This window comes from Pseudooceanicola sediminis, assembly GCF_003575965.1.
GTDB classification, from domain to species: domain Bacteria; phylum Pseudomonadota; class Alphaproteobacteria; order Rhodobacterales; family Rhodobacteraceae; genus Pseudooceanicola; species Pseudooceanicola sediminis.
The window spans coordinates 202,618-226,471 of the sequence record NZ_QWJJ01000007.1; the positions used below are offsets into that span (position 1 = coordinate 202,618).

Sequence of the window (23,854 nt, forward strand, 5' to 3'; positions counted from 1 at the left end):
GGATCAGGCTCCTTTCTGCTTGGCGGCCTGCCGTTGCGCGACCCGGCCCGCGAAGTAGGCGCTCAGCTCGGCGTCGCTCGATCCACGATGGCGACGGCCATCGAGGAACGCGGTGGGTTTGGGGAACTGTTTCGGGGCATGGGTGGCGATCATCATCAGCTGGCCGAGGCTGTAGATCTCGCCCCGGCGCTGCCGCATCGCACGCTCCTGCCCGAGCAAGACCCCGGACAGGATCAGATCGACTTCCCGCAACGTCAGCCGCCCGAACAGCGCATAGGACTGTCCGGCGGCGATCCATTGGCGGATCAGCTCTTGCCAGTCGATACCGGTTCGGCTTTGGCCCTGGCGGGGGGATCGGCCTTCTCGGCCTGCGGCTTTCCCGCCGATCCGTCCTCCGGCCCGGCAAACGCCAGGCTGACGGCACTGCCCACGGCGGCGACGGAGGCGTTGATGCCGCAGGCATCGATGACCGCCCCGGCTTCGCGCTCGGTGATGCCGTCGTGATGGGTCATCAACCCGCACCATACAAGGCGGCGCAGCACCGACGGGTTGAGCTTGCCGCCCTGCACCTCTTCAAAATAATCCTGCACGGATTGGAATTCCTTCCCCGTCAGGGTCTCGTATTCGATCATCGCGTTGATCGAATAGGCCAGTTTCCAGCCAGTGCCAGTGCCTGGGCCGCTGCCGGTTTTCGGTTTCAGGGGCACGTGGTTTTGCATCGTCATGTCGGGATCCTTTCAGGGCGCGTGGGGCGTCATGCCGCCACGGCAACAAAGAGATCGCCGCCGCATCACGCGGCGGCAGTGAACTCGGTTTCGCCGGAGGTCTTGCCGGAGATGGTGAAGGTTGCATCGGCGTCGAGCTGATCGAGACCCGCCACCTCGACCACCGGGGTGATCATCCGGCAATCAAAGGCATCGCCATTGGCCAGCGTGATCCGGTAATAGGTGCCGCCCGGATTGGCCTCATCCGCCTTGGCCGCCGTGAAGCCTTCGGAGGTGTAGAGGCAGGAGATCGACAGATCGCCGGGTTCGGCAAAGCCGGTCCCGTATTCATGGATCTTGGCCGGGCTATCCAGCGTCGTTCGCTGGCGGGTGTTTTTGGTCAGCGTCGGCACGCTGACCCCCGTGACCTTGGCGACAGGGGTATAGGTCAGGCCATCGGGCGAGCGTTCGACTTTGCCGCCCCAAAGCTCGGTTTCACCGGACATGGAGTTTCCTTTCTGTGATGTGGTGTGGTGTTGGATCAGGGTTTGCGCGCAGCGCGGGCGGCCTTGCGCTCGGCCCGCGCCACGGATTTGGCGACTTCCGTCGTCATGTCGTTCCGGATCTGCTCGAAGATCGGCTGCTGCGTCTCGTCCCAGGCGGGACGTGCATGCGGCTGTGCGCCGTGCCGCGCGTTGCCGAACTCCTGCTGCAGCCCCGCCGGATCATTGGTGCCCGCGTACATGAACACGTCATCGCGCCCTTCGCGGCGGGCCTGTCTGGCTTGGCTTTTATTGAGCTTCGTGCCCGCGCCATAGCTTTGCTCCAGCGCGCCCTGCGCCCCCTCCGGGGCCAGGGCATTGGCACGATCCGCAAAGAGCTGCGCGGCGCGCTTCAGCACCCGCCGAGCGACGCTCTTGCGCGCGGTGTGTTTGGGCAGCGCCTTCAGCGCCTCTTCCAGATCGCGCCCGCCCTTGAACGCCATCTTGATCATGGCACTCTCCAGCGGATGGTGACGTCCATCGAGGCCCCGAACAGCGCCGAGAGGTCGCCGAGGTCACGCCCCGAGAGATCGCGCGATCCGGACACGAAGATCCGGGCAAAGGTGACACCGGCCCGCGTGCCGCGATAGCCCGAGAGACAGGCGCGCACATCCCATCGCAGCTGCTCGGCCTCCAGCGCCGTGCTCGCCCAGGCATCGATCTGCACAGTGCTGGTCGAGGTCGCCGCCTCCCCGTCGAGCGTGTAGTCCACCGGCGCGCTGACCAGCGTCAGGTTGAGGTAGGGCAGTGCCGCCGCATGCGCCGGCAGCACGCCCCAATGGATCCGCGACCCTACCCGCGCGCCCAGATCGGGATCGGCCAGCAGCAGCGCCGTCAAAGCCGCCTTCATGGCGCACCGTCTGAGGCGTCATAGCGCGCGCCGACAAAGGCATAGATGCCGCGCCGGGTGCTGTGCGGCCCCCGCCCCACCAGATCCCAGGTCTGCCCGAGGATCCGCAGCCGGTCAGCCAGCGTGATGCTGCGCGCCTGCGGCGTGTCCAGCACCAGCACCCGGATCGCGGCAACCGCGCCCTCGACCCCCTTGGCCGCAACCTCGCCCTCGCCCACCTCTTCCACCGCCGCCCAGGAGGTGCCAATCGGCTGCCACTGGTAGATCGGTTCGTTCAGCGGATTGCGCCCGGTCTCGGCGCGGCGTTCGAACACCGCCTTGCGGTCGCGGATGATGATGACTTCCTTGCCGCGCGACAGCGGCGCGCCCTGTGTCTGCGCCATCTCAGCCTTCCTCCGTCACCAGGGGCCGCGTGTAGCGCGCCTGTTTCATCAGGGCCCGGCAGCCGAAGCTGGCGCGGGTGTATTCTGTCTGATCGATGGCGATATTGGCTTCGCGCCAATCCTTCACGATCAGGATGATGGCCTGCGCCAGGCGCGGATCGGGCACGGCGCTGCCGACCCTGGCCTCGACCTCCAGCACACCGCTGCCGCCCGCCGGGATCACACCCGCCGGGAACAGGAGCTGCGGTTCGTCATGCAGCATGCGTGGCGCGACATCAGCGGGCGCAATCGCGATCGCCGCCGCACCACGCAGAAACCGCAGCGCCGTGATCTCGGCCACCGGGGCGCAAGGAAACCACCAGCGCCGCAGGCGCGGGCTGACCTCGGCCGAGAACCGAACATCGCGAAGCCCCAGAGGCCGGTTTGTCCCGGCCTCGACGACATCCTGCGCGGCGCGCAGATAGCTCTCGACCAGCAGATCCGCCTCTGCATCCGGCTCGATGAAGCCGGTGGCGCGGCGATACTCTGCCACGCTCACCGCCAGCGCCGGGGCCTCTCCGATCCCCTGCATGGCGCGCCCTTACGCCTTTGGCTCGGGCTTGGCAGCGGTCTTGCCGCCCTGCGCGGGTGGGCTTCCAGCCTCGCTGCCGGTCACCGGTTTGGTGGCGGCGTCGGTCTTGCCAGTGTCGGCAGGCTTGGCCAGCGCGGACTCGCGTGCGGCCAGCGCCGCCTCACGGGCATCGAGGTCAGCCGCCCGGCGCGCCACATCCTGCGCCGCCTGTGCCAACGCCATCGCCTCGGGATCGGCGCTGGCCGCTACGGCCTTGGTCGGGGCGCGATAGGCCACGGCCACGCCGCTGGCGATCAGCTGCGCGGCGCGCTGCGGCAGGAAGCCCGCCACCTCGCCACGGTTATATTTGCCGGAGTGCTGGCGGAATTGAACGGGGGTCATCATCTCGGGATCTCCTGAGAAAGGGGAAAGGAAAGCCCGCGCCGGGTGTACCGGCGAGGGCGTAGGGTCACGCCGCTTGCAGCGGATCAGGCCGCTTGCAGCGGTCAGGCCGCTTGGAGCGACCAGTCGGCGGCATTGAAGCCCGCAATCGCCTCGTCATGCTCGGGCGCGAAGTCGTGTTCCGTGATCGCGCGGAACAGCGTCAGGTCGTTCTGGAAGGCCGACTGCGTGTCGCCGCTGGCATCGACAAAGGCCGCCTCGGTCGACTGCGCGATCCGCATCTCGCCGCCTTCGCCGATCATCATCTCCGAGAAGTCGGCAAAGGTGATCTCGGTCTCATTGCCACCCACCCCAAGGTTGTTCGGGATCTGCGACGTGGTGTAGATCGGAAAGCCCTTCAGCGTGCCCTTGGCGTCGATCTCCGGATACAGCAGGTTGCCGTTGGCATCGCGCAGGCTGGCCAGCCAGGACTTGGCCCCGGCGCGCATCGTCCAGCCGGGCGTGATCATCGAGACATTGGCATCCTCGACCAGCGAGACCGCGCGCCGGATCGCCAGATCGGCGGCATTGGCGGTCGCCGCCACCGGCCCGGCGTCCCAATGTGCGGGCAGCGCCCAGTAGCGCAGACCTTTCGGCAGATCGCCCGAGCCGTCATTGCGCAGAAACGCCAGATCCTCGCGCAGCGCCATGACCTTCAGCATGTCGTCGCGCACCACCGTCGCCGTGCCGATGGTGGCCCGGTTCAGCAGCGTATTGGACACCGGCACCAGGGCGCGCAGCTTCTTCAGCGTGCGGTCGATCTTGTCGAAGCTCGGCTCACTGGGTTCAATCGGATCCATCTCGCCGCCGTAGCTCGCCGTCGCGCCGCCGGTCTGCTTGGCATGGCGCAGCTCGCCCGCCGACATCGGCACCGTGCGCGCCCCCGCCTTGCGCACCACGACGCGCGGGCGCAGCAGCTCGATCATCTGCGCCGCCATCGGGCGCGGCACCAGCACGCCGCCCGCGCTCTCCGAGGTGCTGTTCAGCGCGGCACCGATCCCCGAGTGGCCATCGCGCTCCAGCTGCGCCACCGCGCGCGTCACGTCGCCCCGGTTCGCCGCCAGGGCCAGCGCCATGAAGCCGACCTCCAGCCCCTGGTGCGCCGGGTTCTGCGCCTGCGCCGGGGCCGTCTGGCCACCCTGACCGCCCGCGCCCTGCCCCGCGGTGCCCTGACCGGCGTCGCCGGTCGCCGCTGCGGCCTGCGCCGCTTCAACAGCCTCCATGCGCTTCACGGCACGGTCAGCGGCCTGGAAGTCGGTCTCGGCGGTGTCGAACTCGGTCTGCGCGGTGGCAAGCGCCGCGTCGTCAGTATCGGTTGCGCCTTCCAGCTCGCCGAGCGTCACTGCCATTTGCTGCATTTTCTGGGCCGCTGCTTGGCGAGCGCGGCGCAGGTCATCGAGGTTCTTCATGGGGGTTTCCTTTCAAAGAGCTGCGCGCACGCAGCAGTGCAGCCCCGGCCGCAAGCTGCGGCCGGGGTGTGGGGTGAAGAAAATTTTGGAGTCGATCAGAACGCTGTACGTGCGCGGCTGGCATGCGCCAGTTCACTGAGAGATGGATGGGGACCGAAACGTACCTTCAAGCAGCGAGACGCAAATGGCTGACTCGAACCGTTCTGCCAGAGGCTGCGCCCCTACTGTCCCCCGCCTCCGACAACTTCTCGTCGCATGCCAATGGACGGAAGATCTATAAACTATCTCGCGCAGCCCGCGAAATCCTCCAACCATTCGGAAGCCGTTTGTCGAGAGTCGTTTTTTCTAATTCAAAACACAACCATTCAAATTGCTCATACACTCGGTCGGATTTCGCTATCTCGCGGCGAACCTGAATATATGGCACCAATTCTATATAGTTGTTTCGAAGTGACTTCGAAACTGCTCGATTAACAACATCAAAATTGTAGACGCATTGGCGAACTCCGACGGAAAGCCGCTCGCAAACCGTAAGATATCTCGTGATGATGATGAGGTCTTCTGGTTCAAGGTTCTCAGGAGTTGCCAAGCGTACCCTATTGTCTCCGTGCCTCAACCACTCCATGAATTTCCTGACGTCCTCATGGTATGTCGCCAGAGCATTCAAGGTTTCGAGTTTCGACGATTGCACCCGTTGAATCTTTGTTTCGCGTGCCACCCGATAAACTTCATAGGCTACAATGATCGTCGCTACGATTTGAACCGCGTCGCTTAACTCAATATTCAGTTCCAATAGGGTTTCTCCAAGGAGCAGATGTCTTTGTCAACTAATGCCAAAGATCTAGACTGTGGATCACTGAATGTCTATCGGAGAGGATTGTGGGCAAGAGCTTGCAAGCTCTCGGCACAATTCATCTCAATCACCTTTGGCGTAGCAGCAAGGAACCTTCTCTCCGCCTACGCCTTCAGAAGATCGGAATGCGTCCGTCTCTCGCGCAAGATCACATTGCCGCCCGCGCCACCGCAACCCGCGCCCGCGCCATGGCACTCCGCGACATACCGCGCGTGCCGCTGCGCGGTGCGGGCGCATAGGCCCCGAGTATCCGCCCATAAAACGCCATGCGGCTTTCCTCGCGATCTGCCAGCCCGCGCTTCACAGCCTCCGCGCCGTCGAACAGCGCCCCGCCGTCGCGCACATCCTCCGTCACGCTGGCGCGGCTGCGCAGATCCTCCAGCGTCATGCCACGGCCTGCCGCAGCGGCAGCGTGGAAACGCGCTTCGGCCTCGCCCAGACTGCGCAGGATCTCGGTGCGCCCCTCTTCTGTCGAAGGGTCGGGCCATTTGGCGCGGGCATGGGGCGAGGTGAACTCAAAGAGCTGCAACCCCGATCCCTGCCCCGGCTGCACATAGGCGCCGGTCATGACACCCGCGCCGATGCTGCCGAGCGAGGCCCCCGGCGCGACCGTGATCTCGCGCGCCTGGCTAGCCAGCCAGTAGCCAGCACTCGCGGCCAGCGGATGCACCAGGGCATGCACCGGCTTGATCTGGCCCAGCTCGGCAATCGCCGCCGCCGCACCCGCGCAGCCCAGCACCATGCCGCCCGGCGTGTCGAACTCCAGAACGATGGCCGCGACGGCTTCATCCGTGGCCAGCGCGGCGCAGGTTTCTGTCAGGCCCTGGTATGTGGCCCAGCCCATGTAGCGCTCCAGCATCATCGAATTGGCGGTCAGCACGCCGCGCACCGGCACCACCGCCACGCCGCGTTCGATCACGAACCGCTCGGGCGTTTGTGGCCCCGCCATCTGGACGGGATCACCCGCCACCGGCTGTGGCATCGGCTGCGCCAGCAAGGGCTGCGCCGCGGCCTCATTCAGGGCCATGATGCCACCGCCAAGCATGGCGCGCAGAGTTGGGATTGTCATTCCTCGGTCTCCTTCGGATCGGGTGCGGTGTCGTCGCGGGTCATGTTCGAGGGCGGATAAACGCGGTCACCGCCCGTGACATCGTCCAGACCCTCTTCGCGGCGGGCTTCGTTCATCGCCATCCATGGCCCGCCGACCGCCTTGTTCAGCGCCTCGTAGCGTTCCTTCGTCGTCGCCCGCAGCAGCGCATCGAAGTTGTGACGCAGGAACAGACCGGCGCGGCGCTCGGCCTCGGTCAGCAGGCCAAGCCCCAGCTGGGTTTCGATGAAGCCGCCCCAATGGCTCAGACAATCGGCCTTGTAGTCGATGGCCTGCTGCTGCCCGTTCGCCTTCACGCCGTATTCCAGCATCTGCAGCTTGCTCGGCGGCACCCGGTAGATCGCCGCGATCTGTTCCCGGTCAAACTTGCGGTTCTCCAGCAACTGCTGATCCGCAGCCGACAGGTCCAGGCTCTTGATGTCATCATCCGGCCCGATCAGGGTCACGCCGCCAAGGCTGTTCTCATTGCGCAGCGCCTCGCGCAGCCGCACCTTCGAGCGCTGATAGGTCTCGTCATCCGCATCAAAGGCGCTGACCTTGGCCACTGCCTTCATGAAGGTACCCGAGGCCGCCCGCGCCGCCGCCTCCTGACCGGCCAGCGCAATGCCAAAGCTCTCCGCCGCGACCGAGATCGGGCTGCGCCCTGTCCAGCCATCCTCGGCCATGTAGCGCATGTGCACCATGGCCCGGCCCGGCACCCGGCGCTGGATCCGGTCGCCGTCCTCGAAGTCATAGAACCGCGCCCGCCCGTTGCGCAACACCGTGCAGAGATCGGGATGAATGCCGTCGATCATCGTCAGCTCACCCGCGCCGTCACGCGGCGCATAGGCGTAGCCGGTACCGCGCAACGCGAAGGCATAGGCGAGGTTGAACCGGGTCAGCATCGCGGTCACGCCCGGTGCGGCCTCGACATTCAGCAGGTAGTTCGCCGCGTGATCGCGCACCCGCACCTCGCGCCCCGAGGCGTCGCGCTGCCAGACCTGCACCGGCAGCTTGGAGAGATCCCCGGCGATGATGGTGCAGCAGGCGGTCACCGTGGCATGGCGCTGCGCCAGCACCGGCGAGACAGGCGGCAAGGTGGCAACCCGGCTACGACTGCCCGAGAAGCCGATCTCCTGCATCCAGCCTTGCGGCGACGCCGTGCCGCTGGGGATCCCGGCGCTGATCACCGGCTCGGCGCGTGCCGGGGCCGGTGCCTCCGCAGAGCGAAAGGGTCTGGTGATCACATCGATCAGGCTCATAGCGTTTCGATCTCCCGCTGTTTCTTCTTGCCCTGCCCGGCCACTGCCCGGCCCACGGCCATGATCATCGCCACCGCGCCGTCGATCCGGCCCGTGCTCTTCTTCTTGTTCGGCTTGACGTTCTCCGAGGCATCCTCGTCGCGGTGCACATTGCCGACCTGCCAGGCCAGCACCGGATTGCCGCCGTGCCGGATCCGCTTTTGCGCCACCAGCTCCTCGACCCGCTTCATCGGGTTCGACATGCTGGCAAAGCCCTGCCGATGCTCGACCATGGGAAAGCCCTCCTTTTCCAGCCGCTCGGCCAGGTACTTCATGCCCCAGGGGTCATAGGCGACCTCCTGGACATCGAAGAACCCCTTCAGCCAGTGCAGGCGCGCCCGGATCTCTTCCTCATCGACCGAGCCGCCCCGGCAGATCTCCAGCCAGCCCGCCTGTTGCCAGCCGACATATTCCCGCTTCTCCGTCTGGGCGCGGTGGATGAAGCCCTTCGGCCCCTCCGGCAGGAAGATGTAGGAGATCACCACGACCGCCTCTCCGTCCGGGATCGCCACGACAATGGCCGTGGTGTCAACCTTGTTGGACAGATCGAGGCCGATCCACGCCCGCTTGCCGCGCAGGCGCGCCAGGTCAATCGGCTGTTTCGCGTCGCCCTGGTCCCAGACATCGCGGGCAATCCATGCCTCGGCGCCCTCGGTCCAGAGATTGAGGTGAAAGCGGCGAAAGTTCGGCATCTTGGCCGCGATGATCGTCGCCAGCGTCGCCGCCGCCTTGATGTCGGCCTGCGGCTTGGAGACATCGAGGTTCGGGTTGCCCATTGCCCAGGCCACCGGGTCCAGCGGGTCGCAATCCACCGGCGGCTCGGCGACATAGGCAAAGAACCGGTCATCCTCGACATCGCCGCGCAGCACGCTCTCGGCATAGTCGCGCAGCTCGCCGCAGAGCGAGGCGCGGTCATGCCCCGCCGTGGTGATCACCCAGTCAATCGGCTGCGTGCGCGCGATCATGGATTCCGTGATCGTCTCGGCCAGTTCGCGATCCGTCCAGCGGTGCATCTCGTCGCGCGCCAGAAAGTGCGGGTTGATCCCATCCGAGCTGTTCCCGTCGCGCGACAGGCACGCGATCATGCCATCGGTGTCCGGGGTTTCGATCTGGGTGCGATACACATCCATGCCCCGCGTCAGCACCGGCGAATGCTTGATCATCCGCTTGACGCCCTTGAACAGCAGCCCCGCCTGGTCCCGCGTCGTCGCCGCGCAATAGGCCTGCGGCGCGGCCTCGCCGTCCATCAGCTGCGAGTACAGCATCGGCACCGCCGTGTCGGTCGTCTTGCCGTTCTTCTTGCCGACCTGGTGATAGGTATTGCGGAACCGGCGCAGGCCCGTGGCCTCGCGCTTCCAGCCAAACACCGACCCCATGCGGAACACCTGCCAGGGCTGCAGCTGGAAACTCTGCCCGGCCAGCGCGCCCTCGGTATGGCGCAGGATCCTGGCGAAGTTCAGGATGCGATCCGCGCCCTCGGGATCGAAGTAGAGGCCCCGGTCGCGCCCGGTTTCCAGATCGCTCAGGTGACGCTGGCATGCCCGCTGCACCAGATCGCCCGCGATAACCCGTCCCTCGGTGACATCGCGGGCATATGCGCTCACCGGGTGATCAACTGGATCCATTGCCCTTCATCGCCTTCTCCAGTTCATCCAGGAAGCTGCCCTGACCCGCCGCGCCGAGGCGACCTTCATCCACCGGCGTCAGGCCGAACAGCGCGCCGATCCGCTGCATGCTGGCCAGCGCGTCCTGCCGCTGGCCCCATGCCGCCCGTTTCTTTTCCTGCGTCCCGTTGCGGGTCTCGGTCAGGTAGTAGTTCCCCATGATCGCGAGGTCCCCGGTGCAGCGCACGAAGTCGCCGACCGAGACGCAATAGGCCGCAAACAGATCCTCGAAGTGCGGCTCCAGCCGCCCCTTGGCAATCATCACCGGTGCCAGCCGATCCCAGGCCTCGACCGCCTCTTCGCTCGGCATGAAGTCGGGCGCGGGCGGCGTCGGCCTGACGCCGTCGCCCTTCATCCGCACCACGTTGTCGAGCTTTGGCTTGCTGCCCTTCATCTCGTAACCCTCTCTCAAATGGGCTTTTTTTCTCAAATCCGGCCGCACGAAAACAACTGTTTACATACCGGTCAACGTCGCGTGCCCCGGATTTTTGAGGTACCCCCCCGTCAGCGGTGGAACACCTCGCGCGCCGTCTTGCGCGAATGGCAGGACTTGCAGAGCGGTTGCCAATTGGCCCGGCTCCAGAACTTCGCCCGGTCACCCTTGTGCGGATCGATGTGGTCGACCTCGCTGGCGGGCACGACCAGGTCGAGACCGGCGCAATCGGCACAGAGTGGATGCTTGGCAAGGAACCCCTTCGCCGCCTTCTTCCAGGCGGCAGAGGCATAGAGGCGGCGGTGCGCCTGCGCATCCTCGCCCCGCTGCGCCTGCGCCTTGCGTTCGGCAATCCGCGCCTGCCGCTGCTCCCAATGGTCAGGGCAGTGCGACCGCCCCGCGATTGCGAGGTCGTCACAGCCGCCGGTCACGCAAATCTTGCGGGGCATGGCAGAACCTCGATGTCGGGAATGAAAACGCCCGGCAGCTGATAGCTCAGCTCCGGGCGCAATTTGTGATGATGACAGAGTTGATGCCACCGGAAGAGATAGGCGTCAATCCCCTTTCGTCGGGGTCACCAGATCATGGCCCTGCATACGGTCCAGCGCCGCGCACAGCGCCAACCGCAGTCCTTCGCGTGTCTTTGCGTCATTGCACCAGCCGCAGGCGCTCAGCACACCCGCCAGAGACATCCCACCGAGACACACCTGATCGACCAGATAGCGCGCGCGGATCGCGGATCGTTTTGCCCCACCCGGACGGATCCGGCGCACCTCTTTCGCCAGGCCGTCGCCGATCCGGCGGTGATAGACCCGCAGCCGCTCAAAGTCGCGAAACACCGCAGCCTCGCGATCCCCCGCCCTACCGCCCGATGCCCGCTGCGCTTCCAGCGAGGAACACTTCACCCCCGCGCAGGCGCAGCGTTCGGTCAGCGCCGCATAGTCGCGCCCGACCGCGACCTGTCCAATCGAGAACGGCGGCGCGAAGGCGGGCGGCACGAAGTCGGGCACCGGGCCGGTCGCGGCGGCGCTGCGCGTGTCATGCGCCTCCTTCGCCGCAGCAACCCGCTTGGGATGTGCCCGCCGCGCCTGATCCGTCATCAGGTCAAACGCATCGGCACGGCGCGCGGCATCCCGTCCGAGGTAGCCAGCATGGTACTGTTCGAAGGTCCCTTCCCTGGTCTTGCGCCCTTCGACCGGCGTAAAGGCCACCATCGGGCCGCGCGCCGGGGCGACCGGGATCTCCGGCCCGCAGGACACAGGCGGCGTCGCGCGGGCCAGCACCTCGGCGCAGGCCACGTCCGAGGCCCGCAGCACCGCCGTGGCAAAACCCACCGGCCAGCGATCCACGTGCACGACGCCACCCGGCGCGATGTAGGCGACGCAGTCGCGGCCAATGCCCGGACGGCAGAGAGGTTTCCGGATCGGGGCCATCATCATGCTACGGCACCCCGCCGCGCATCGACCAGCGCCATCGCCCGCGCCTCGCAGGCGTTGAACTCCACCAGCCAGCCGCGATCAATGGCGTCCACCGCCAGGTTATGGCCCAGGCGTTCGCGGATCCGCATGGCGCGGCTTTCATCCTCGAGGCCCTGCGCCGCCACCCGCCGTTTCTCGGCCTCGCCCTGCGGCGGGCGGTTCTTCTCCTGCCAGAACCGGAACTCGGCCACCAGGCGTCCCCCGTCCAGCGCCTGCTGCCCGGCGACGCTGCCGAACCAGCTGGCAATGCCGGGCATCTCGCTCAGCGGGCGCGGCTGGGCGATCTGTGCGTAGGCGATGAAGGTCGCGTGGTCCGGCCAGAAATTGCGCGCGCTGCCCTGCCCCTTGGTGCGCAATGTCGGCAACATCCGCTCGCGCAGCCGATCCTCCGCCATATAGGCCAGATCGTCGGCGATCCGGTCCAGCTTGCGCTGGCCCTCCTCGGCGCTGATCCCCTTGGGAAACCGAAAGCCCAACTGGGCCATCGGGGTCAGCAACAGGCGACGTACCCGGTCGCGCTTCGTTTCGGCTTGTTCGGTACCGTCCATCGGTCTTCCCTCTTTTCTAGGCCAGTCCTGACCTGCCAACCTTTTGCCCGCCGGATCCCCTCGCGCTGTGCAACAAGGGTGTTCTATTTGGTTTTTTCTTGTGTTGTCCTGTAGGGCAATTTCAGTAATCGAGATGAAATCGACTGAAATGTTTCAGTAAGATTTCAGTTCATTTCAGTAAGATTTCACTTAGATTTCACCGCCCGCCATTTGCCCCGAGCGTCCGGGGAAATGGGCGACTTCGCCGGTGTAGCCGAGCACCTCGATCATCGCGGCCCGCAGGTTTTCATGCGTCGCGTAGAGGTCCGAGTGCTCGAAATATTCCGCCAGGGCAAAGATGGCGCGATCATCGGAGATGATGTGCTTCTGCACCCGCATCTCTTCCAGCTTCTTGCGGATGCGCGACTTGCGCACGGCCAGGCGCTGCGCCTCGCGCGCGCCGTCACGCCCCCGCTTACGCTTGTACATCTCGCTGACGATGCCTTGCAGGAAGCCTGGGTGCCCGAGGCGCAGAAACGGCTCGGCGGCCGTGTCATCCTCGACCAGCACCGGCACCCAGCCATGCAGCACACCGTCACGCACGGCGCGCCATTCCTCGACCGTGGAAAACCGGGCGAGGCTGGCAAGCTCCATATCGCAATCCGGCAGCGTGCCGCCGGGGTCCTGGATCATCGCCTGTGACCACAGGATCAGGGCCGTGCCGATGTCTTCGCGGCGCTGCTTCATCAGGCAGCTGCTGAGGAACTTGGACCCAAGAAACCGGTGCCCGTAGAACGGAAACCAGTCGTGGTTTGACAGCGTCTCGCCGCGCTTGAGCGGCCAGGGGTCAGGCTGGCTGGCGAACGCCATCACTTGACCCTCGACAACAGGCGCGGACCGACCGCGCCCTCGATCCCGGCGAGGCGCTTGCGAAGCTGTTCGACCCGCGCGATCTCGGTCGCCAGCGCCTGCGCCTTCTGCTCGCACTCCGATTGCGCCGCCTTGGCCGAGGTCAGGAAGCTCTCGAGGTCACCGGCCAGCGCCGTCATTTCCTCATTGCCGCCCCCGTCGCCAAAGAACTCCTTGCGCAGCGCCGTGACCCAGCCGGGCATGACCTCAAGGACACTGGCGACCGTCTCATCCGTATCATTGCGCCGATAGCATTCCTTCCCGGCGTCGTAGACGTCGTGCAGCAGCTCGATGATTTCGCGCTTCTGCGCCTTGGTCGGCGCGCGCGGCGGCTGTGCCGGCACAACGGCCTTCCTCTTTCCAGTATTCACTTTGACCACCTTTCTCCTTGCTTCGCAGGCAGGGCACCGAAGCCGCTTGCCAATGAATGACCATCCCAAACGCTGGACCTTTGCCGCCGCCTGGTCGTCGCTGTCCGACCCGCGCCTGCCATGGGGGGCCGCAACGATTTCCGAGCGCAGGCATTCGTCACAGATGCAGCTCACGCGCGGCGCACCCTGGCGCGCACGGATCGCTTCAAAAGCCACGACGCACCGCCCGTTCCATCCGCTGGATTTCCGCATGCAACGCCGCCTCGACGCTGCCGTGCCGCGCCAACAATTCGCGAAGACCCGCGCAGCGATCCCGCCCCCTGACGCTGCAGGCACAGCGACCGTTCGAGGACAGGCGCGCGCAAAGGACATAGATGTCGGAGACGGGAAGCCTCGCTGCACTGCTCATGTGCTGGATCGTCTGCTGGTCCCTGTCTGCGGGATTTGCGGACCTGTCGCGCATCATGCCCGCCCCCGCGCTTTGAGTGGAACGGCACCTTGCGGGACCCTGCCGGAACACTGATCGGACAGGGTCGCGACGAAGTGGTTCACCAAGTCAGCCACGTCTTGCGTCTCTTTCAGCGCCCGCGCGAGAACCTGCGGATCATCGCTGCGTTCGGCGCCCGCCAGGGCCAGCACCATCTCGGAGCTTTCCCGCAGCGCATCGAGATGGCTGATCACGGCAGAGGATGCCTTTTGCTGCCCGAGCTGGCGCGCCCGCATCTTGCTGAAGGGCGCCTGCCCCGCGGCATCCTCAAGTGCCACCACCCAGGCCCAGACCGGCTCGGCATTGGCGTTCTGCATCCGAGAGATCGAGGCAATCGAGATGTCATGCCCGACGCTCGCCTCAATGACGGCCCGGGCCGCTTCGACACCGCCGACGGCATCCACCAGAGATTTGAACATGGCAGCGCGCGCACGGATCAGCATGGAAGGAGTTTTCCTTTCAAGCGAGACAGTGGCGCGGCATCTTGAGAGTACAGGCCAGCCATCAGCCGACACGCAAGTGCTGCGGCATGTGGTTGCCTGCGGACTTAAAATTGAAAATCATACGAGGGCAGTCGATGCCAGCCGATGCGCACATCGCCTCAATTTCATGAAACCAAGACGCCGGAAATCTCCGCGCGACCCTAGCATGGCGTATGGAATGTTCTGAGACGCCAAAGGCCGCTTGGATGGCCTCTGACCCTAGTGTGTCGATAATAACTTGGACTGGATGCTTGCTCATGATGGCACATCAGGTGACAAATAATCTGTCAATGGTCAAGACAAACGTTCCTGACTATCGGCAAAAAACTTGTCGTGCGAAAATGCTCAGCATGACAACAGACGCCAGACCATTTAGCGATATAGCAGAGCGGATACGCTGGCACAGATCCCTAGAGGGACTGACCCAAGATGAGTACGCCCAGAAGGCAGGCCTCAAGCGTGCTCAGCTCAATAACTGGGAAACAGGGAAGTTACGACTATCGCTTGATGGTGCCTTGGCATTGCGCCGCACATACGGGCTTTCACTAGACTTCATGTATGAGGGCATAGCCGATGCATTGCCTATGACCCTCAGAGTCGCCTGGAGAGACAGGCCAGCAGTAAGCGCCTCCAAATAATCGATAGTGAACCCGGTCTTTCTGGCCGCTTCGATAAGCAGCTGCACCCGATCAAATCCCAGCATGCGAAACCCTCCTAGTATATAAATTATGACCGGAACTCCCCCTAAACGGCGCTACCGATCCACGTCCACGACGTCGTAACGCGGCCCCATCGCCATCTCTCGACAACTTTCTGCCGCATCATATGACAAATTTCTTGTCTTATAAAACTCAATATGACAATTAAATTGTCATATCCTGATTGCACTGATCAGAAGGAGTTCAGAATGCCAAGACAAGATCCTCCCACCTGCCACACCCATATCGCCGCACCCGAAACCTTCGTGCGCATCCCGGCCGCTCTGCAATTCAACTGGGCACAGGCAAAGCAAATCCAGGGCCATCCGATCTCTGCTGATCGCATGGCGTTGCTGCTGCCCGGCCACCTCATGAGCGGCCCCGGACATGAGCGTTCTCCAGCCCTTGGGATGGCGGCACAGGGGACGGTTGCGCAGCAGATCGAACCCTATCACCAGCGCACCCAGGCCAAATTGGCAGCCCTCGTCGCCCGCTACAAAGCACGCCAGGGCGCGGACAGCGCCCCATGATCAACGCGTCCAGTGAAACCCTCTCATCAGCTCATGGAGCCGAGACAACGCGGCGGCGGGCGCACCCACCGCGAAGGCAGCTGCGCGTCCTGATCGGCTGTGCCACGTCCTGCGTCACGCTGGAGGCGTTTCTCGCCCGAGGCCACGACGCCTGGCAATGTGACCTGCTGCCGGCCGACGAACCGACCAACCGCCACATCCAGGACGATATCCGCAACGTGCTGTCGTGGGGCTGGGATCTGCTGATCGTGTCGAACCCGCCCTGCACCCGCCTGTGCCGGTCCGGCCAGCGATGGCTCTACGGCCCGGGCAAATCCCATCCCAGGAAACTGCCCAACGGGCGGACCCATGCCAGCATGATCGAGGAGTTCGACCTCGGCGTCGAGATCTTTGGCGCCTGCTACAACGCCCCCGTCCCGCATATCGCCGTCGAGAACCCCGAGATGAACATCCACGCCCGGCAGGCCATGCCCGACCTGCCGCGACCGCAGATCGTTCAACCGTGGTGGTTCGGTGATCCGGCCCTCAAGGCAACCGGCCTCTACCTGCGCAACCTGCCCGAGCTGACGGCCACCAACCGCCTCGAGCCACCGGCAAAGGGCACGGCCGAGCGCAAGGAATGGGAAATGATCTGGCGCGCCCCACCCGGCCCGGATCGCTGGAAGATCCGTAGCAAGACATTCCCCGGAATGGCAGAGGCCTGGGCCGATCAATGGGGCGAGCACGCATCCACCACGGCGCTAACAGCATGACCGCCAAGCCTCGCCACCCGTCGACTATGTCCACGGATGAACGCATCGCAGCGGCGATCGAAAAGCTTGAGAAACTATGCCAGCCGATTCCGGGGGACCCACACCATGACCCCCTGCAGTATCATGTGATCCTTCAGCGCCTGCGCTCCCTCGCCTGATCCTTTCTCCTGATCTTCAGCCACTCGGATCAGGCGCAGCGGTCGCGGCCTTCCTCACTTCCGACCGTTCCCGTCAGCGACACCCAGCTTGGCGTCATACCACGTCTGGATGACACGGCCCGGTCTGCGGATCGTCAAGTAGCCATACTCTTCCAGCTGCGGTATGCGGAGACGGGTCGTTACCCACTCGCCGGTTTTGCACCACGTGCAATTGAACACAGGCTCATGCGCGTTGTGATACGCCCCGATGATCGGCACCAAGTCTATCGCCAGGAAATTGACCGTTCTCCGGCAGCGGTTGCACCGCAGCACGACGATCTGACCGTCGCGCGCGGCATCTCCTAGCGTGCGATATCTGCCTGGCGGGGCACCAATAGGTGGCGGTCTGGTGGGCATGGCGACTCCGTTCTTGCCCGCAAGATAAACTAGAACGGATAGAGAACAAGTGTAACCTTGCCGGAAGGAGGAACCGAGGCTAGCGTTCGCTCCATGTGCAACCTCTACAGCAACACCTCAGCCGCCCAGGCGATGATCTACATCACGCGCGCCATGACCACCGATCCGACAATCGGGAACATGGCGCCGATGCCCGAGATTTACCCCGACTACGCCGCCCCCATCGTCAAAAATGGTCCTGACGGCCGCATATTGTCACGCGCCCGCTGGGGCATGCCGAAACCAGCGGTCGCCCTGGAGGGCAAGCGGGTTGATTCCGGTGTCACCAATATCCGCAACACCAACTCACCCCACTGGCGCAGATGGCTGGCGCCAGAGCACCGCTGCCTGGTGCCCTTCAACGCTTTCTCGGAGCCAGGGAAAGGCAGCGATGGAAAATACAAGCCGGTGTGGTTTGCTCTGTCAGAGGATCGCCCCCTGGCCTGTTTCGCCGGGATCTGGGTGAACTGGACGTCCGTCCGAAAGCTGAAAGAGGGCGAGGTGAATGCCGACCTCTACGGATTTCTCACGACCACCCCCAACGCCGAGGTCGCCGCGGTGCATCCAAAAGCCATGCCGGTTATCCTGATCACGTCAGAGGAGATGGACGTCTGGATGCGGGCACCATGGGGAGAGGCTAAGGAACTGCAGAGGCCGTTGCAAGATGGTGACCTTGCAAACCTATCGAAGTAGATAGCAGACATTCGGCGCCAGTCGTGCAGGATTTTGCATCGCCTTGAGGCTCGACCGTTGGGGGCGGAGAGCTGCCGTTCGCTGCACTCCGCACCGATGACCGCTGTGCGCAGGAACCGGACGGTGCGAATTTGGCCTGTGTACCGGACAAGCTCATATTTCGCGCTGCGCCAACTTTAAGAAGAGCGGACGCTGGACGCGGGTGCAGTATTTTTGCCGGACCAACCGTTGGCATAACCGATGGAGCCGGCACTCACAGTGCCAGCGTCCCTTCAAGCTGACTCGATATGCTACCGGCAACTACGCCGGAGCGAGTAGAAGTGCCAAGTCGACCATTCTTTGGATGACAGATTGAGTGGGGTCTTTCTTTCTTGATCGATGAGAGGCCCAGATTTGGGCAGCCTCAAGAAATTGCGGCCCCTTTTCCCCGAGTTCGTCGTCCCTATTCAACGACGCAACAAGATCCGCATACTTTCTGCGGTCGATACGGGAGTATTTTGCTGCCGTCCGGCCGTCAATCTGAGAGTCTGATGCGATTTCTTCGAGGCGATCTCGTATCCTAAGCCAGTTGGATGCCAAGTCCTCGAAGCTCAGCTCAGGTATCTCATCTTGCCCTTCAGGTTCGCTAGCCAATTCTTCATCAAGTGCTTGCCTGTCAGATACATCCGCTCTGATTTGCGCCGTGCTCGCGGTCAGGCTACTAAGCTTCTCCTCGATGTCTGCAAGTGACAGCTGAACGCGAGATTGATGGTCGGTTAACAGTCGATCGGTTGTGTCGAGCGCAGACTTAATGTCCCGCACTTTTCCGCTGAACAGCCACCAACCTAGTAGGACTGCAGCTATCGCACCAAAAAAAGTCATAATGCCAGCCCCAAGCGTGGCTTGAGGCTGACTTAAATCCAACAGCCATTGCGGCACTAACTTGCTCCCCCGTATTACAATATTTCGAAGCGAAAGGATTAACGAACTTGAGTGTGCGATCAAGTTTATAACGCGCATTAGCTGTGATGATATCCCTGCGAGGCTTGCACAACCGATTTGGACTCAGATGGAGTCGTCGGTGGCGCAGTATTAGGTCGTCGGCTTCAAACCACTTAATGCATCGGCCGAGTGGGTAGCAGCCAGCGCGAGTCTGTCGGTCGTGCTCGCCGCGGCATACGAAATGGCGCACCAAGAGGGAGAAGGACAGTTAGGCCGTTCGCTGAGCTTGGCTCTAAAGACCTGAAAGCAAAGACCAAGTCGTCAATCGACAGATCGACTCCCGGTTAGGAGGACAGTAGGCTTGACCAGATCGGATTCGTTTAGGGTTAAAGATCGATGGCAAAGGTTCGGGCAATCTTTCAACCGCTTGCAGGCAAGCAGCAACACGCACCACTAATAATATCGCTGGCAGGAGAAGCTTGGTCGACTCGACTTATCGTCTCGTCCGCGTTTTCGAATTCTGCTGGCGTTGCGGCGGTATCGCAAGCTATCGCTCCCATCTCTGGAGCTTGCCGCGCCTTCATCGGAGTTAGGAATGGTTCAACGACCGCACAAGCTATCGCCGCTTTATTCAAGCTGGGTGTGGAACTCTATGTGATTGACACCGCCACCAGGAGTCGGATTTTCCATCCGAAGGTTTATCTTGCCGTAGGTGTGGGTCAGGCGCGTGCGATTGTCGGAAGTGCTAACCTGACCCATGCAGGCTTGTTCAACAACATCGAAGTAGGGTCTGATATCGACTTGGACCTAGCGGACGCTACCGACAAGGCGTTCGTTGACACATTGATAGATTGCTTCGACGATCTCATCAAAAATCATCCGCAGCACTGCTTCAAAATAAATAGTATTCGCCAAATCGTTGATTTGATGAAACAAGGCATTCTCGAAGACGAGCGTAGCCCAAAGACGCAAACTGCCTTTGGTTCGGGCCATCAAGGCAGTGTTACGACCAAGCCACGCATCAACCTTCCGTTCAAGTATTCACAAACTAAATCTAAAACCAAAAAACCAAAGATCAGTCCAACCATACCCGTTAGCGGTCAGCTTAGTGCCCCTCAAATTTATGGACAAATGGTATGGTTCAAACCAAGCCTTCCACGCTCGGACCTCCAGCTTAATCCCGGTCATGCTCCGGGCGTGCTGCGACTCACGCAAGCGAAATACAGGGTCGGCGGCAATGTAATTGATCAAACAACATATTTCCGAAATCAGGTGTTTGGTCCGCTGAGTTGGAAATACAATCCCACGGCACAAAAGGACGAGGCGGAGGCGCAGGTATCACTCGTTATTGCGGGTGTCTATGTCGGTGACTTCGATATGCGGTTGAGCCACAAGCTTGCTTGGGCGGCTGGACAGGGCAACTACACTACTGGATTGCATTGGGACGAAGCAACTAGTCACATCAAGCAACCTGGCTTGGTTGGTCGCACCCTCAAACTGTATCTGCCTGCATCAGCAGGGGCGCGCTACGTCATTGAGATTGACTAAATCGGTAGCCGATGTCGCCGATCTCTTAGTGTTGCCCAAGCGGCAAGTAAGTCCATCTGTTCCGATTTAGTAAGCGCGCCCAAAACCGCCTCAGATTGCACTTCGAGCGTATCGGCTACCGAATTTTCACGCACCATTCGGTCCAGCCTCTCAACGTCGGGCACAATCGCTTCTGGGGCAGGCAATAGCAATTTCTCAATTTCGCTCGGTACTAGCTCCAAAACACCCCCGCCATAGTGCCGCCCTTCCAGTTCAGCGCTAAGGGCGGTTAGACTGTTGTAGAAGCCATAGACCAAAGCATCCGCCGTGCCGCGTAGAGCACGGATGCGATAAGCCGTGTCGGTAGTGTAAGCACCTGCACGATTGAGGATCAAACGGGGAGTGTCGTGGCTACGCTTGAGCATACCAACCTCGGTCGCGTGAACCGAAGGGACCGTGTACCAAGGGCTGCGGATTCGGCATTTGTATCGATTGTGCAAGCTTTCGCGCTCTCCCGAAGCGATGTAGGCGCGACCCTCGGCACTGTTCTCGACTGAACGATCCAACCAAAGGAAGTTGGTCGGCTTGCCGGTGGCCGCGTTACGGGAGTGCTGTGCATCGTCGTAGATAACTCCCGGGCAGTGATCACTGCGCCCGAACATGGGGTGTGCCCACTTTTCCAAACCGTTTTGTTTCACTACTTCGTCAGTCACTAGGAAGAACTTGTTGGCGCCTGTGACGATGCCCACATCGACCTTCGCTGCCTCAGAAAAGACGCAGAATCGAGTGTCAGCTTCTACCGCGTCGAGTATGGCTAATGTCGCGGCGGGAACCAGCGCGCGCGTCCATTTGCCTTGAACTGTCTTGCCGTTGATCGCTTGAGGCTTATTGAAAACCGCTTCCGGGTCTTCTTGGAGGAAGTCACGGCCCGAAACGCGTTGAATGCCTAGACCTTCGCCATGGGCATTCAGTGTCGCCTTCTTCTCGGCCATAAGCAGGACGGCGCCTTGTAACGTTCCTTCAAACCAAATTTCCTGCGGGTCCACGATCACGACACGGCGGCACACTTGCCCAAGATAGGTCCTTAACGACTGTGCATGCATTACGTGGACAATCTCCGAAGGGACAACCATCGCAAGCCGCCCACCGGGCCGAAGCAATTCCATCGAAGCAAGGATAAACGGCACCCAAGCGTTCGTGTGTTTGGTAAATTTGCATCCGAGGCGATCAAACACTCGCTCTGCGTTAGCTTGGAAGTCGGAAGGAAGATACTGGTATCGAATGAAAGGCGGGTTGCCGATCACCGCATCGAACTGTCCTGGCTTTGCCTCCAACGCCCAACTCAGAAAGTCTTGGTTGTTAACGATGCAGTTGGACAGCCCGCGCGCAGCCGCCTTGGCCGCCTCCTCGGGCGCCAGCTCGAACGCAGTTACTGCTGCTTCTTTGCCGAACAGGCTTGGGAAAAACGCACCGTCACCACAGCTAGGTTCTAGTATGCGCATGCCGGTCACAGGCGCCACCCAGCGTGTCAGGAAACGGGCGAGGTCCCCAGGCGTGTAGTAACCACCGCGAAGCTTCTGCTCTGTTTCTAACGCGATGAAATTCATGGTGTCTGCCCTTGCCGTTATGTTCTTACTGCGTTCCCAAAGTTGGTGAATGGTAAACCGCTAATTTTCCTACCGCAAACCACTGCCTATCGCCATCCATATTTAGTAGCCTATTTTCGCTTCAATGCCGTATGTCGGGCCCGTGATGTGCGATTTCACAGAAAACACGTACGTTTCTTGAGGCGCAAATATCCGCCGCTTGTTGCGACTAGCACGATCTTAGGCCGCAAGGTTCGGCTATCTTGATGAGAGAGGTACCTCATCAGGCGTTTCCTCGTCCTGCGCATCGCTACCAGTTGAACAGCCTACAGCATCATCGAGAGCTGCGGGGCTCCGAGTGTCCGCTTTCGGGAAGTTGGCCTCGTGCTCTCGCACCAGCAGCATTCACTTCGCTGCGCTAGGCACGAAGGTCGCGTCAGGGCTTCAACCGGTCATGCGCTGCGTCTTGCACGAATGGCGGCTTTGGGCCGTCATTGAGCCAGGTTGTTGGGTTCGGACAGCAGCGAGGCAACCTACAGCGCGACCAGCTGGACCGCCGCAAGCTTAGCGGGCAGGCCGCCACCCTCGCCGTAGCGCTGACGCCCCAAAGCGTGCCCCATCAAATCACGGCGCACCCTCTCATCGACACCTGCCGTCAGCAAGCGATCCTCAAACGAATGGCGCAGCCCATAGATCGTATGATCGGGCGTCTCCTGCAGGCCGTTCTGGGACAGGAATTTGTTGATCGTCGCCGACAGGCCCGGCTTGTCGTGATACCGCGACAGGCCGCCCTCGCGCAGCGCCTCCAGAGACACGCCCGCCAGCGGGATTTCGCGCTCGCTCGTGTGGCTTTTCAACTGTCGACCCTCGCCTCTGATCAGCACATGCGGCACGTTAGCTGTCAGATCAATGTGGTGTGGATGCAGCGCCGCGGCCTCGCTCAGACGCATCCCGGTATTGACCATGGATAGAACAATCCGTCGGGCGTCTGCATTCAGCCCCGCGAGGCCCGGCAGAAGGCGCGTGCGGATCCACTCGGTTGAATACGGTGGGCGCGTTCCAGGCTTGCCTTCCTTGAACGCAAGGCCTGCCACCGGTGGCACAAACCCCAGCCGCTTGCGCGACGCAACCGTGCGCAGGACCGTTGCAATATAGGTGAAATCCTTGTTCGCCGAATGCGGCTTGATGCCGTCATCGGCAATCCTGTCCAGCCACCATTCGCGAAAGTCCTGCATGTCATCATGACTGATCTGATCGATCGGCACATCACCGATCACCCCGATCAGATTGTTGATCGCCTTGATATGCGGATTGCGCCAGCGCCGGATCTGATCCGGTGATTTCTCCAGCGTCTTTTCGCGCGCCAGAGACCAGTACAGTTCCAAGGCGCTGCTGATCGTCATCTGCGGCGGCTGGGCACCGCCAAGCACAGCCCGCGCTTCCAGCGGATCCGGCACGCCGTCGCGCACCGGCACGGCCTCTACCCGCGACAACAACTGATCAACCGGCAGCTTGGCCACATCCTCTGCCTGCCGGAATCGGAACCCCCGCGCGGCGGCCAGATCGCGCGCCGCTGACCATGCCGCATCGGCATCGCCGTCCGCGCCAGCCCTGCGCGCTTCCCAGCTGTCGATCAGCTCAGCCCAGACGCGCGCCGCCTTTTCACGTGCGATCATTTCGCTGTCGGTATGCAGCGACAGCTTGACGAACGTGCGCGCCTCGATCGCCGCATAGCGCGACGGCACACGCCGACGGAGGAGGAAAGTTTTACCGCGCTTGATGATCATGGCCGCGAAATGGCACGTCAGCACCTAAGCAATCAAGAGGCCATGTGACCTAAATTGTGCCCCAAAACGTGACCCAAAGTTAAAAAACCGGCGGAAAGAGAAGGCCGTGAACACCATTTAAGCCCATGTAAATACAGGTTTAATCGGCAATTTTGATTTAGAGAAATTGGCGGAGGAGGTGGGATTCGAACCCACGGTACGCTCTCACGCACGCCGGTTTTCAAGACCGGTGCATTAGACCACTCTGCCACTCCTCCGGCCCGGAGGCATGTAACCCCACGAATCTGATTCTGAAA

The 23,854-nt window shown here is 62.4% G+C and carries 28 protein-coding genes, 1 tRNA gene and 1 pseudogene; 5 read left to right on the forward strand and 25 right to left on the reverse strand.

Translation table 11 applies throughout. The features are described 5' to 3' along the window. Positions 1 to 3: 3 nt before the first annotated feature. The 20 genes from DL237_RS09930 to DL237_RS10030 form a co-directional block, all read right to left on the reverse strand. The gene (locus DL237_RS09930) at positions 4 to 252 is read right to left on the reverse strand and encodes a hypothetical protein (RefSeq protein ID WP_147405332.1); all 249 of its coding nucleotides are present in this window, start codon (positions 250 to 252) and stop codon (positions 4 to 6) included. A 53-nt stretch (positions 253 to 305) separates the two neighbouring features. Continuing rightward, on the reverse strand, positions 306 to 725 hold the full coding sequence (locus DL237_RS09935) for a hypothetical protein (RefSeq protein ID WP_119398898.1): 420 nt from the start codon (positions 723 to 725) through the stop codon (positions 306 to 308). A gap of 65 nt (positions 726 to 790) precedes the next feature. Then, positions 791 to 1,210, reverse strand: coding sequence for a phage tail protein (locus tag DL237_RS09940; protein ID WP_119398899.1), 420 nt, complete (start codon positions 1,208 to 1,210; stop codon positions 791 to 793). Positions 1,211 to 1,245: 35 nt separating this feature from the next. After that, a complete protein-coding gene (locus DL237_RS09945; RefSeq protein ID WP_119398900.1) occupies positions 1,246 to 1,698 on the reverse strand; it encodes a hypothetical protein in 453 nt (150 codons plus the stop codon). Beyond that, positions 1,695 to 2,096, reverse strand: coding sequence for a tail completion protein gp17 (gene gp17, locus DL237_RS09950; RefSeq protein ID WP_119398901.1), 402 nt, complete (start codon positions 2,094 to 2,096; stop codon positions 1,695 to 1,697). The genes DL237_RS09945 and gp17 overlap by 4 nt, the downstream gene beginning before the upstream one ends. Then, entirely contained in the window at positions 2,093 to 2,479 is a 387-nt protein-coding gene (locus DL237_RS09955) for a phage head completion protein (RefSeq protein WP_119398902.1), read from the reverse strand. The genes gp17 and DL237_RS09955 overlap by 4 nt, the downstream gene beginning before the upstream one ends. Before the next feature lies 1 nt (position 2,480). Continuing rightward, complete coding sequence (locus DL237_RS09960) at positions 2,481 to 3,050, reverse strand: hypothetical protein (RefSeq protein ID WP_119398903.1); 570 nt, start codon at positions 3,048 to 3,050, stop codon at positions 2,481 to 2,483. 9 nt (positions 3,051 to 3,059) lie between these two features. Next, a complete protein-coding gene (locus DL237_RS09965; protein ID WP_119398904.1) occupies positions 3,060 to 3,434 on the reverse strand; it encodes a hypothetical protein in 375 nt (124 codons plus the stop codon). A 101-nt stretch (positions 3,435 to 3,535) separates the two neighbouring features. Beyond that, positions 3,536 to 4,879 carry a phage major capsid protein gene (locus tag DL237_RS09970; RefSeq protein WP_119398905.1) on the reverse strand — a complete coding sequence of 448 codons (1,344 nt, stop codon included), beginning with the start codon at positions 4,877 to 4,879 and terminating at the stop codon, positions 3,536 to 3,538. 274 nt (positions 4,880 to 5,153) lie between these two features. Next, entirely contained in the window at positions 5,154 to 5,672 is a 519-nt protein-coding gene (locus DL237_RS09975) for a DUF4760 domain-containing protein (RefSeq protein WP_119398906.1), read from the reverse strand. A 208-nt stretch (positions 5,673 to 5,880) separates the two neighbouring features. After that, positions 5,881 to 6,801 (reverse strand): S49 family peptidase, encoded by a 921-nt coding sequence (locus tag DL237_RS09980; RefSeq protein ID WP_119398907.1) that lies wholly within the window; start codon positions 6,799 to 6,801, stop codon positions 5,881 to 5,883. After that, positions 6,798 to 8,081 (reverse strand): phage portal protein, encoded by a 1,284-nt coding sequence (locus DL237_RS09985; RefSeq protein ID WP_119398908.1) that lies wholly within the window; start codon positions 8,079 to 8,081, stop codon positions 6,798 to 6,800. Before DL237_RS09985 ends, DL237_RS09980 begins: the two co-directional genes overlap by 4 nt. Beyond that, on the reverse strand, positions 8,078 to 9,745 hold the full coding sequence (locus DL237_RS09990; protein WP_119398909.1) for a terminase large subunit: 1,668 nt from the start codon (positions 9,743 to 9,745) through the stop codon (positions 8,078 to 8,080). Before DL237_RS09990 ends, DL237_RS09985 begins: the two co-directional genes overlap by 4 nt. Then, positions 9,732 to 10,178: a P27 family phage terminase small subunit gene (locus DL237_RS09995; protein WP_119398910.1), complete on the reverse strand. Its 447-nt coding sequence runs from the start codon at positions 10,176 to 10,178 to the stop codon at positions 9,732 to 9,734. Before DL237_RS09995 ends, DL237_RS09990 begins: the two co-directional genes overlap by 14 nt. A 110-nt stretch (positions 10,179 to 10,288) precedes the next feature. Continuing rightward, positions 10,289 to 10,666, reverse strand: a complete 378-nt coding sequence (locus tag DL237_RS10000) for an HNH endonuclease signature motif containing protein (protein ID WP_119398911.1) — start codon at positions 10,664 to 10,666, stop codon at positions 10,289 to 10,291. Between the two features lie 105 nt (positions 10,667 to 10,771). Further along, positions 10,772 to 11,656 (reverse strand): hypothetical protein, encoded by an 885-nt coding sequence (locus DL237_RS10005; protein ID WP_147405333.1) that lies wholly within the window; start codon positions 11,654 to 11,656, stop codon positions 10,772 to 10,774. Further along, entirely contained in the window at positions 11,653 to 12,243 is a 591-nt protein-coding gene (locus DL237_RS10010) for a hypothetical protein (RefSeq protein WP_119398913.1), read from the reverse strand. The genes DL237_RS10005 and DL237_RS10010 overlap by 4 nt, the downstream gene beginning before the upstream one ends. A gap of 189 nt (positions 12,244 to 12,432) precedes the next feature. Beyond that, positions 12,433 to 13,092, reverse strand: a complete 660-nt coding sequence (locus DL237_RS10015) for a hypothetical protein (protein ID WP_119398914.1) — start codon at positions 13,090 to 13,092, stop codon at positions 12,433 to 12,435. Continuing rightward, entirely contained in the window at positions 13,092 to 13,475 is a 384-nt protein-coding gene (locus tag DL237_RS20850) for a hypothetical protein (protein WP_233544935.1), read from the reverse strand. Before DL237_RS20850 ends, DL237_RS10015 begins: the two co-directional genes overlap by 1 nt. A gap of 489 nt (positions 13,476 to 13,964) precedes the next feature. Then, positions 13,965 to 14,432 (reverse strand): hypothetical protein, encoded by a 468-nt coding sequence (locus DL237_RS10030; protein WP_119398917.1) that lies wholly within the window; start codon positions 14,430 to 14,432, stop codon positions 13,965 to 13,967. A 389-nt stretch (positions 14,433 to 14,821) separates the two neighbouring features. On the opposite strand from DL237_RS10030, the gene DL237_RS21070 reads away from it, so the two are divergent. The 4 genes from DL237_RS21070 (at position 14,822) to DL237_RS10055 (ending at position 17,737) form a co-directional block, all read left to right on the forward strand. Beyond that, on the forward strand, positions 14,822 to 15,109 hold the full coding sequence (locus DL237_RS21070; RefSeq protein WP_407691903.1) for a helix-turn-helix transcriptional regulator: 288 nt from the start codon (positions 14,822 to 14,824) through the stop codon (positions 15,107 to 15,109). Positions 15,110 to 15,378: 269 nt separating this feature from the next. Next, entirely contained in the window at positions 15,379 to 15,699 is a 321-nt protein-coding gene (locus DL237_RS10040; protein WP_119398919.1) for a hypothetical protein, read from the forward strand. After that, positions 15,696 to 16,451: a hypothetical protein gene (locus tag DL237_RS10045; RefSeq protein ID WP_233544937.1), complete on the forward strand. Its 756-nt coding sequence runs from the start codon at positions 15,696 to 15,698 to the stop codon at positions 16,449 to 16,451. The genes DL237_RS10040 and DL237_RS10045 overlap by 4 nt, the downstream gene beginning before the upstream one ends. Positions 16,452 to 17,098: 647 nt before the next feature. Further along, positions 17,099 to 17,737, forward strand: coding sequence for an SOS response-associated peptidase (locus DL237_RS10055; RefSeq protein WP_119398921.1), 639 nt, complete (start codon positions 17,099 to 17,101; stop codon positions 17,735 to 17,737). Between the two features lie 300 nt (positions 17,738 to 18,037). Here the strand turns inward: DL237_RS10055 and DL237_RS10060 are convergent, their stop codons facing one another. Then, a complete protein-coding gene (locus DL237_RS10060) occupies positions 18,038 to 18,655 on the reverse strand; it encodes a hypothetical protein (RefSeq protein WP_147405334.1) in 618 nt (205 codons plus the stop codon). Positions 18,656 to 19,054: 399 nt separating this feature from the next. Here DL237_RS10060 and DL237_RS10065 point away from each other — a divergent pair, with 399 nt between their 5' ends. Further along, entirely contained in the window at positions 19,055 to 20,206 is a 1,152-nt protein-coding gene (locus DL237_RS10065) for a phospholipase D family protein (protein ID WP_119398923.1), read from the forward strand. Here the strand turns inward: DL237_RS10065 and DL237_RS10070 are convergent. The 4 genes and pseudogenes from DL237_RS10070 to DL237_RS10080 form a co-directional block, all read right to left on the reverse strand. Continuing rightward, positions 20,203 to 21,792, reverse strand: a complete 1,590-nt coding sequence (locus tag DL237_RS10070; protein WP_119398924.1) for an Eco57I restriction-modification methylase domain-containing protein — start codon at positions 21,790 to 21,792, stop codon at positions 20,203 to 20,205. The genes DL237_RS10065 and DL237_RS10070 overlap by 4 nt on opposite strands. A gap of 512 nt (positions 21,793 to 22,304) precedes the next feature. Next, positions 22,305 to 23,291, reverse strand: coding sequence for a site-specific integrase (locus DL237_RS10075; RefSeq protein WP_325048632.1), 987 nt, complete (start codon positions 23,289 to 23,291; stop codon positions 22,305 to 22,307). Positions 23,292 to 23,393: 102 nt separating this feature from the next. Then, positions 23,394 to 23,558, reverse strand: a pseudogene (locus tag DL237_RS21025) (DUF6538 domain-containing protein); the annotation flags it as partial. Positions 23,559 to 23,725: 167 nt separating this feature from the next. After that, a tRNA-Ser gene (locus tag DL237_RS10080) sits at positions 23,726 to 23,815 on the reverse strand. Between the last annotated feature and the right edge of the window lie 39 nt (positions 23,816 to 23,854).

What these genes read in the sequence shown, in the direction of transcription:
- DL237_RS09935 (WP_119398898.1), bottom strand. Translation starts at nt 725, where the DNA reads ATGACGATGCAAAACCACGTGCCCCTGAAACCGAAAACCGGCAGCGGC.
- DL237_RS09940 (WP_119398899.1), bottom strand. Translation starts at nt 1,210, where the DNA reads ATGTCCGGTGAAACCGAGCTTTGGGGCGGCAAAGTCGAACGCTCGCCC.
- DL237_RS09945 (WP_119398900.1), bottom strand. Translation starts at nt 1,698, where the DNA reads ATGATCAAGATGGCGTTCAAGGGCGGGCGCGATCTGGAAGAGGCGCTG.
- gp17 (WP_119398901.1), bottom strand. Translation starts at nt 2,096, where the DNA reads ATGAAGGCGGCTTTGACGGCGCTGCTGCTGGCCGATCCCGATCTGGGC.
- DL237_RS09955 (WP_119398902.1), bottom strand. Translation starts at nt 2,479, where the DNA reads ATGGCGCAGACACAGGGCGCGCCGCTGTCGCGCGGCAAGGAAGTCATC.
- DL237_RS09960 (WP_119398903.1), bottom strand. Translation starts at nt 3,050, where the DNA reads ATGCAGGGGATCGGAGAGGCCCCGGCGCTGGCGGTGAGCGTGGCAGAG.
- DL237_RS09965 (WP_119398904.1), bottom strand. Translation starts at nt 3,434, where the DNA reads ATGATGACCCCCGTTCAATTCCGCCAGCACTCCGGCAAATATAACCGT.
- DL237_RS09970 (WP_119398905.1), bottom strand. Translation starts at nt 4,879, where the DNA reads ATGAAGAACCTCGATGACCTGCGCCGCGCTCGCCAAGCAGCGGCCCAG.
- DL237_RS09980 (WP_119398907.1), bottom strand. Translation starts at nt 6,801, where the DNA reads ATGACAATCCCAACTCTGCGCGCCATGCTTGGCGGTGGCATCATGGCC.
- DL237_RS09985 (WP_119398908.1), bottom strand. Translation starts at nt 8,081, where the DNA reads ATGAGCCTGATCGATGTGATCACCAGACCCTTTCGCTCTGCGGAGGCA.
- DL237_RS09990 (WP_119398909.1), bottom strand. Translation starts at nt 9,745, where the DNA reads ATGGATCCAGTTGATCACCCGGTGAGCGCATATGCCCGCGATGTCACC.
- DL237_RS09995 (WP_119398910.1), bottom strand. Translation starts at nt 10,178, where the DNA reads ATGAAGGGCAGCAAGCCAAAGCTCGACAACGTGGTGCGGATGAAGGGC.
- DL237_RS10000 (WP_119398911.1), bottom strand. Translation starts at nt 10,666, where the DNA reads ATGCCCCGCAAGATTTGCGTGACCGGCGGCTGTGACGACCTCGCAATC.
- DL237_RS10005 (WP_147405333.1), bottom strand. Translation starts at nt 11,656, where the DNA reads ATGATGATGGCCCCGATCCGGAAACCTCTCTGCCGTCCGGGCATTGGC.
- DL237_RS10010 (WP_119398913.1), bottom strand. Translation starts at nt 12,243, where the DNA reads ATGGACGGTACCGAACAAGCCGAAACGAAGCGCGACCGGGTACGTCGC.
- DL237_RS10015 (WP_119398914.1), bottom strand. Translation starts at nt 13,092, where the DNA reads ATGGCGTTCGCCAGCCAGCCTGACCCCTGGCCGCTCAAGCGCGGCGAG.
- DL237_RS10030 (WP_119398917.1), bottom strand. Translation starts at nt 14,432, where the DNA reads ATGCTGATCCGTGCGCGCGCTGCCATGTTCAAATCTCTGGTGGATGCC.
- DL237_RS21070 (WP_407691903.1), top strand. Translation starts at nt 14,822, where the DNA reads ATGACAACAGACGCCAGACCATTTAGCGATATAGCAGAGCGGATACGC.
- DL237_RS10040 (WP_119398919.1), top strand. Translation starts at nt 15,379, where the DNA reads ATGCCAAGACAAGATCCTCCCACCTGCCACACCCATATCGCCGCACCC.
- DL237_RS10045 (WP_233544937.1), top strand. Translation starts at nt 15,696, where the DNA reads ATGATCAACGCGTCCAGTGAAACCCTCTCATCAGCTCATGGAGCCGAG.
- DL237_RS10055 (WP_119398921.1), top strand. Translation starts at nt 17,099, where the DNA reads ATGTGCAACCTCTACAGCAACACCTCAGCCGCCCAGGCGATGATCTAC.
- DL237_RS10065 (WP_119398923.1), top strand. Translation starts at nt 19,055, where the DNA reads ATGGCAAAGGTTCGGGCAATCTTTCAACCGCTTGCAGGCAAGCAGCAA.
- DL237_RS10070 (WP_119398924.1), bottom strand. Translation starts at nt 21,792, where the DNA reads ATGAATTTCATCGCGTTAGAAACAGAGCAGAAGCTTCGCGGTGGTTAC.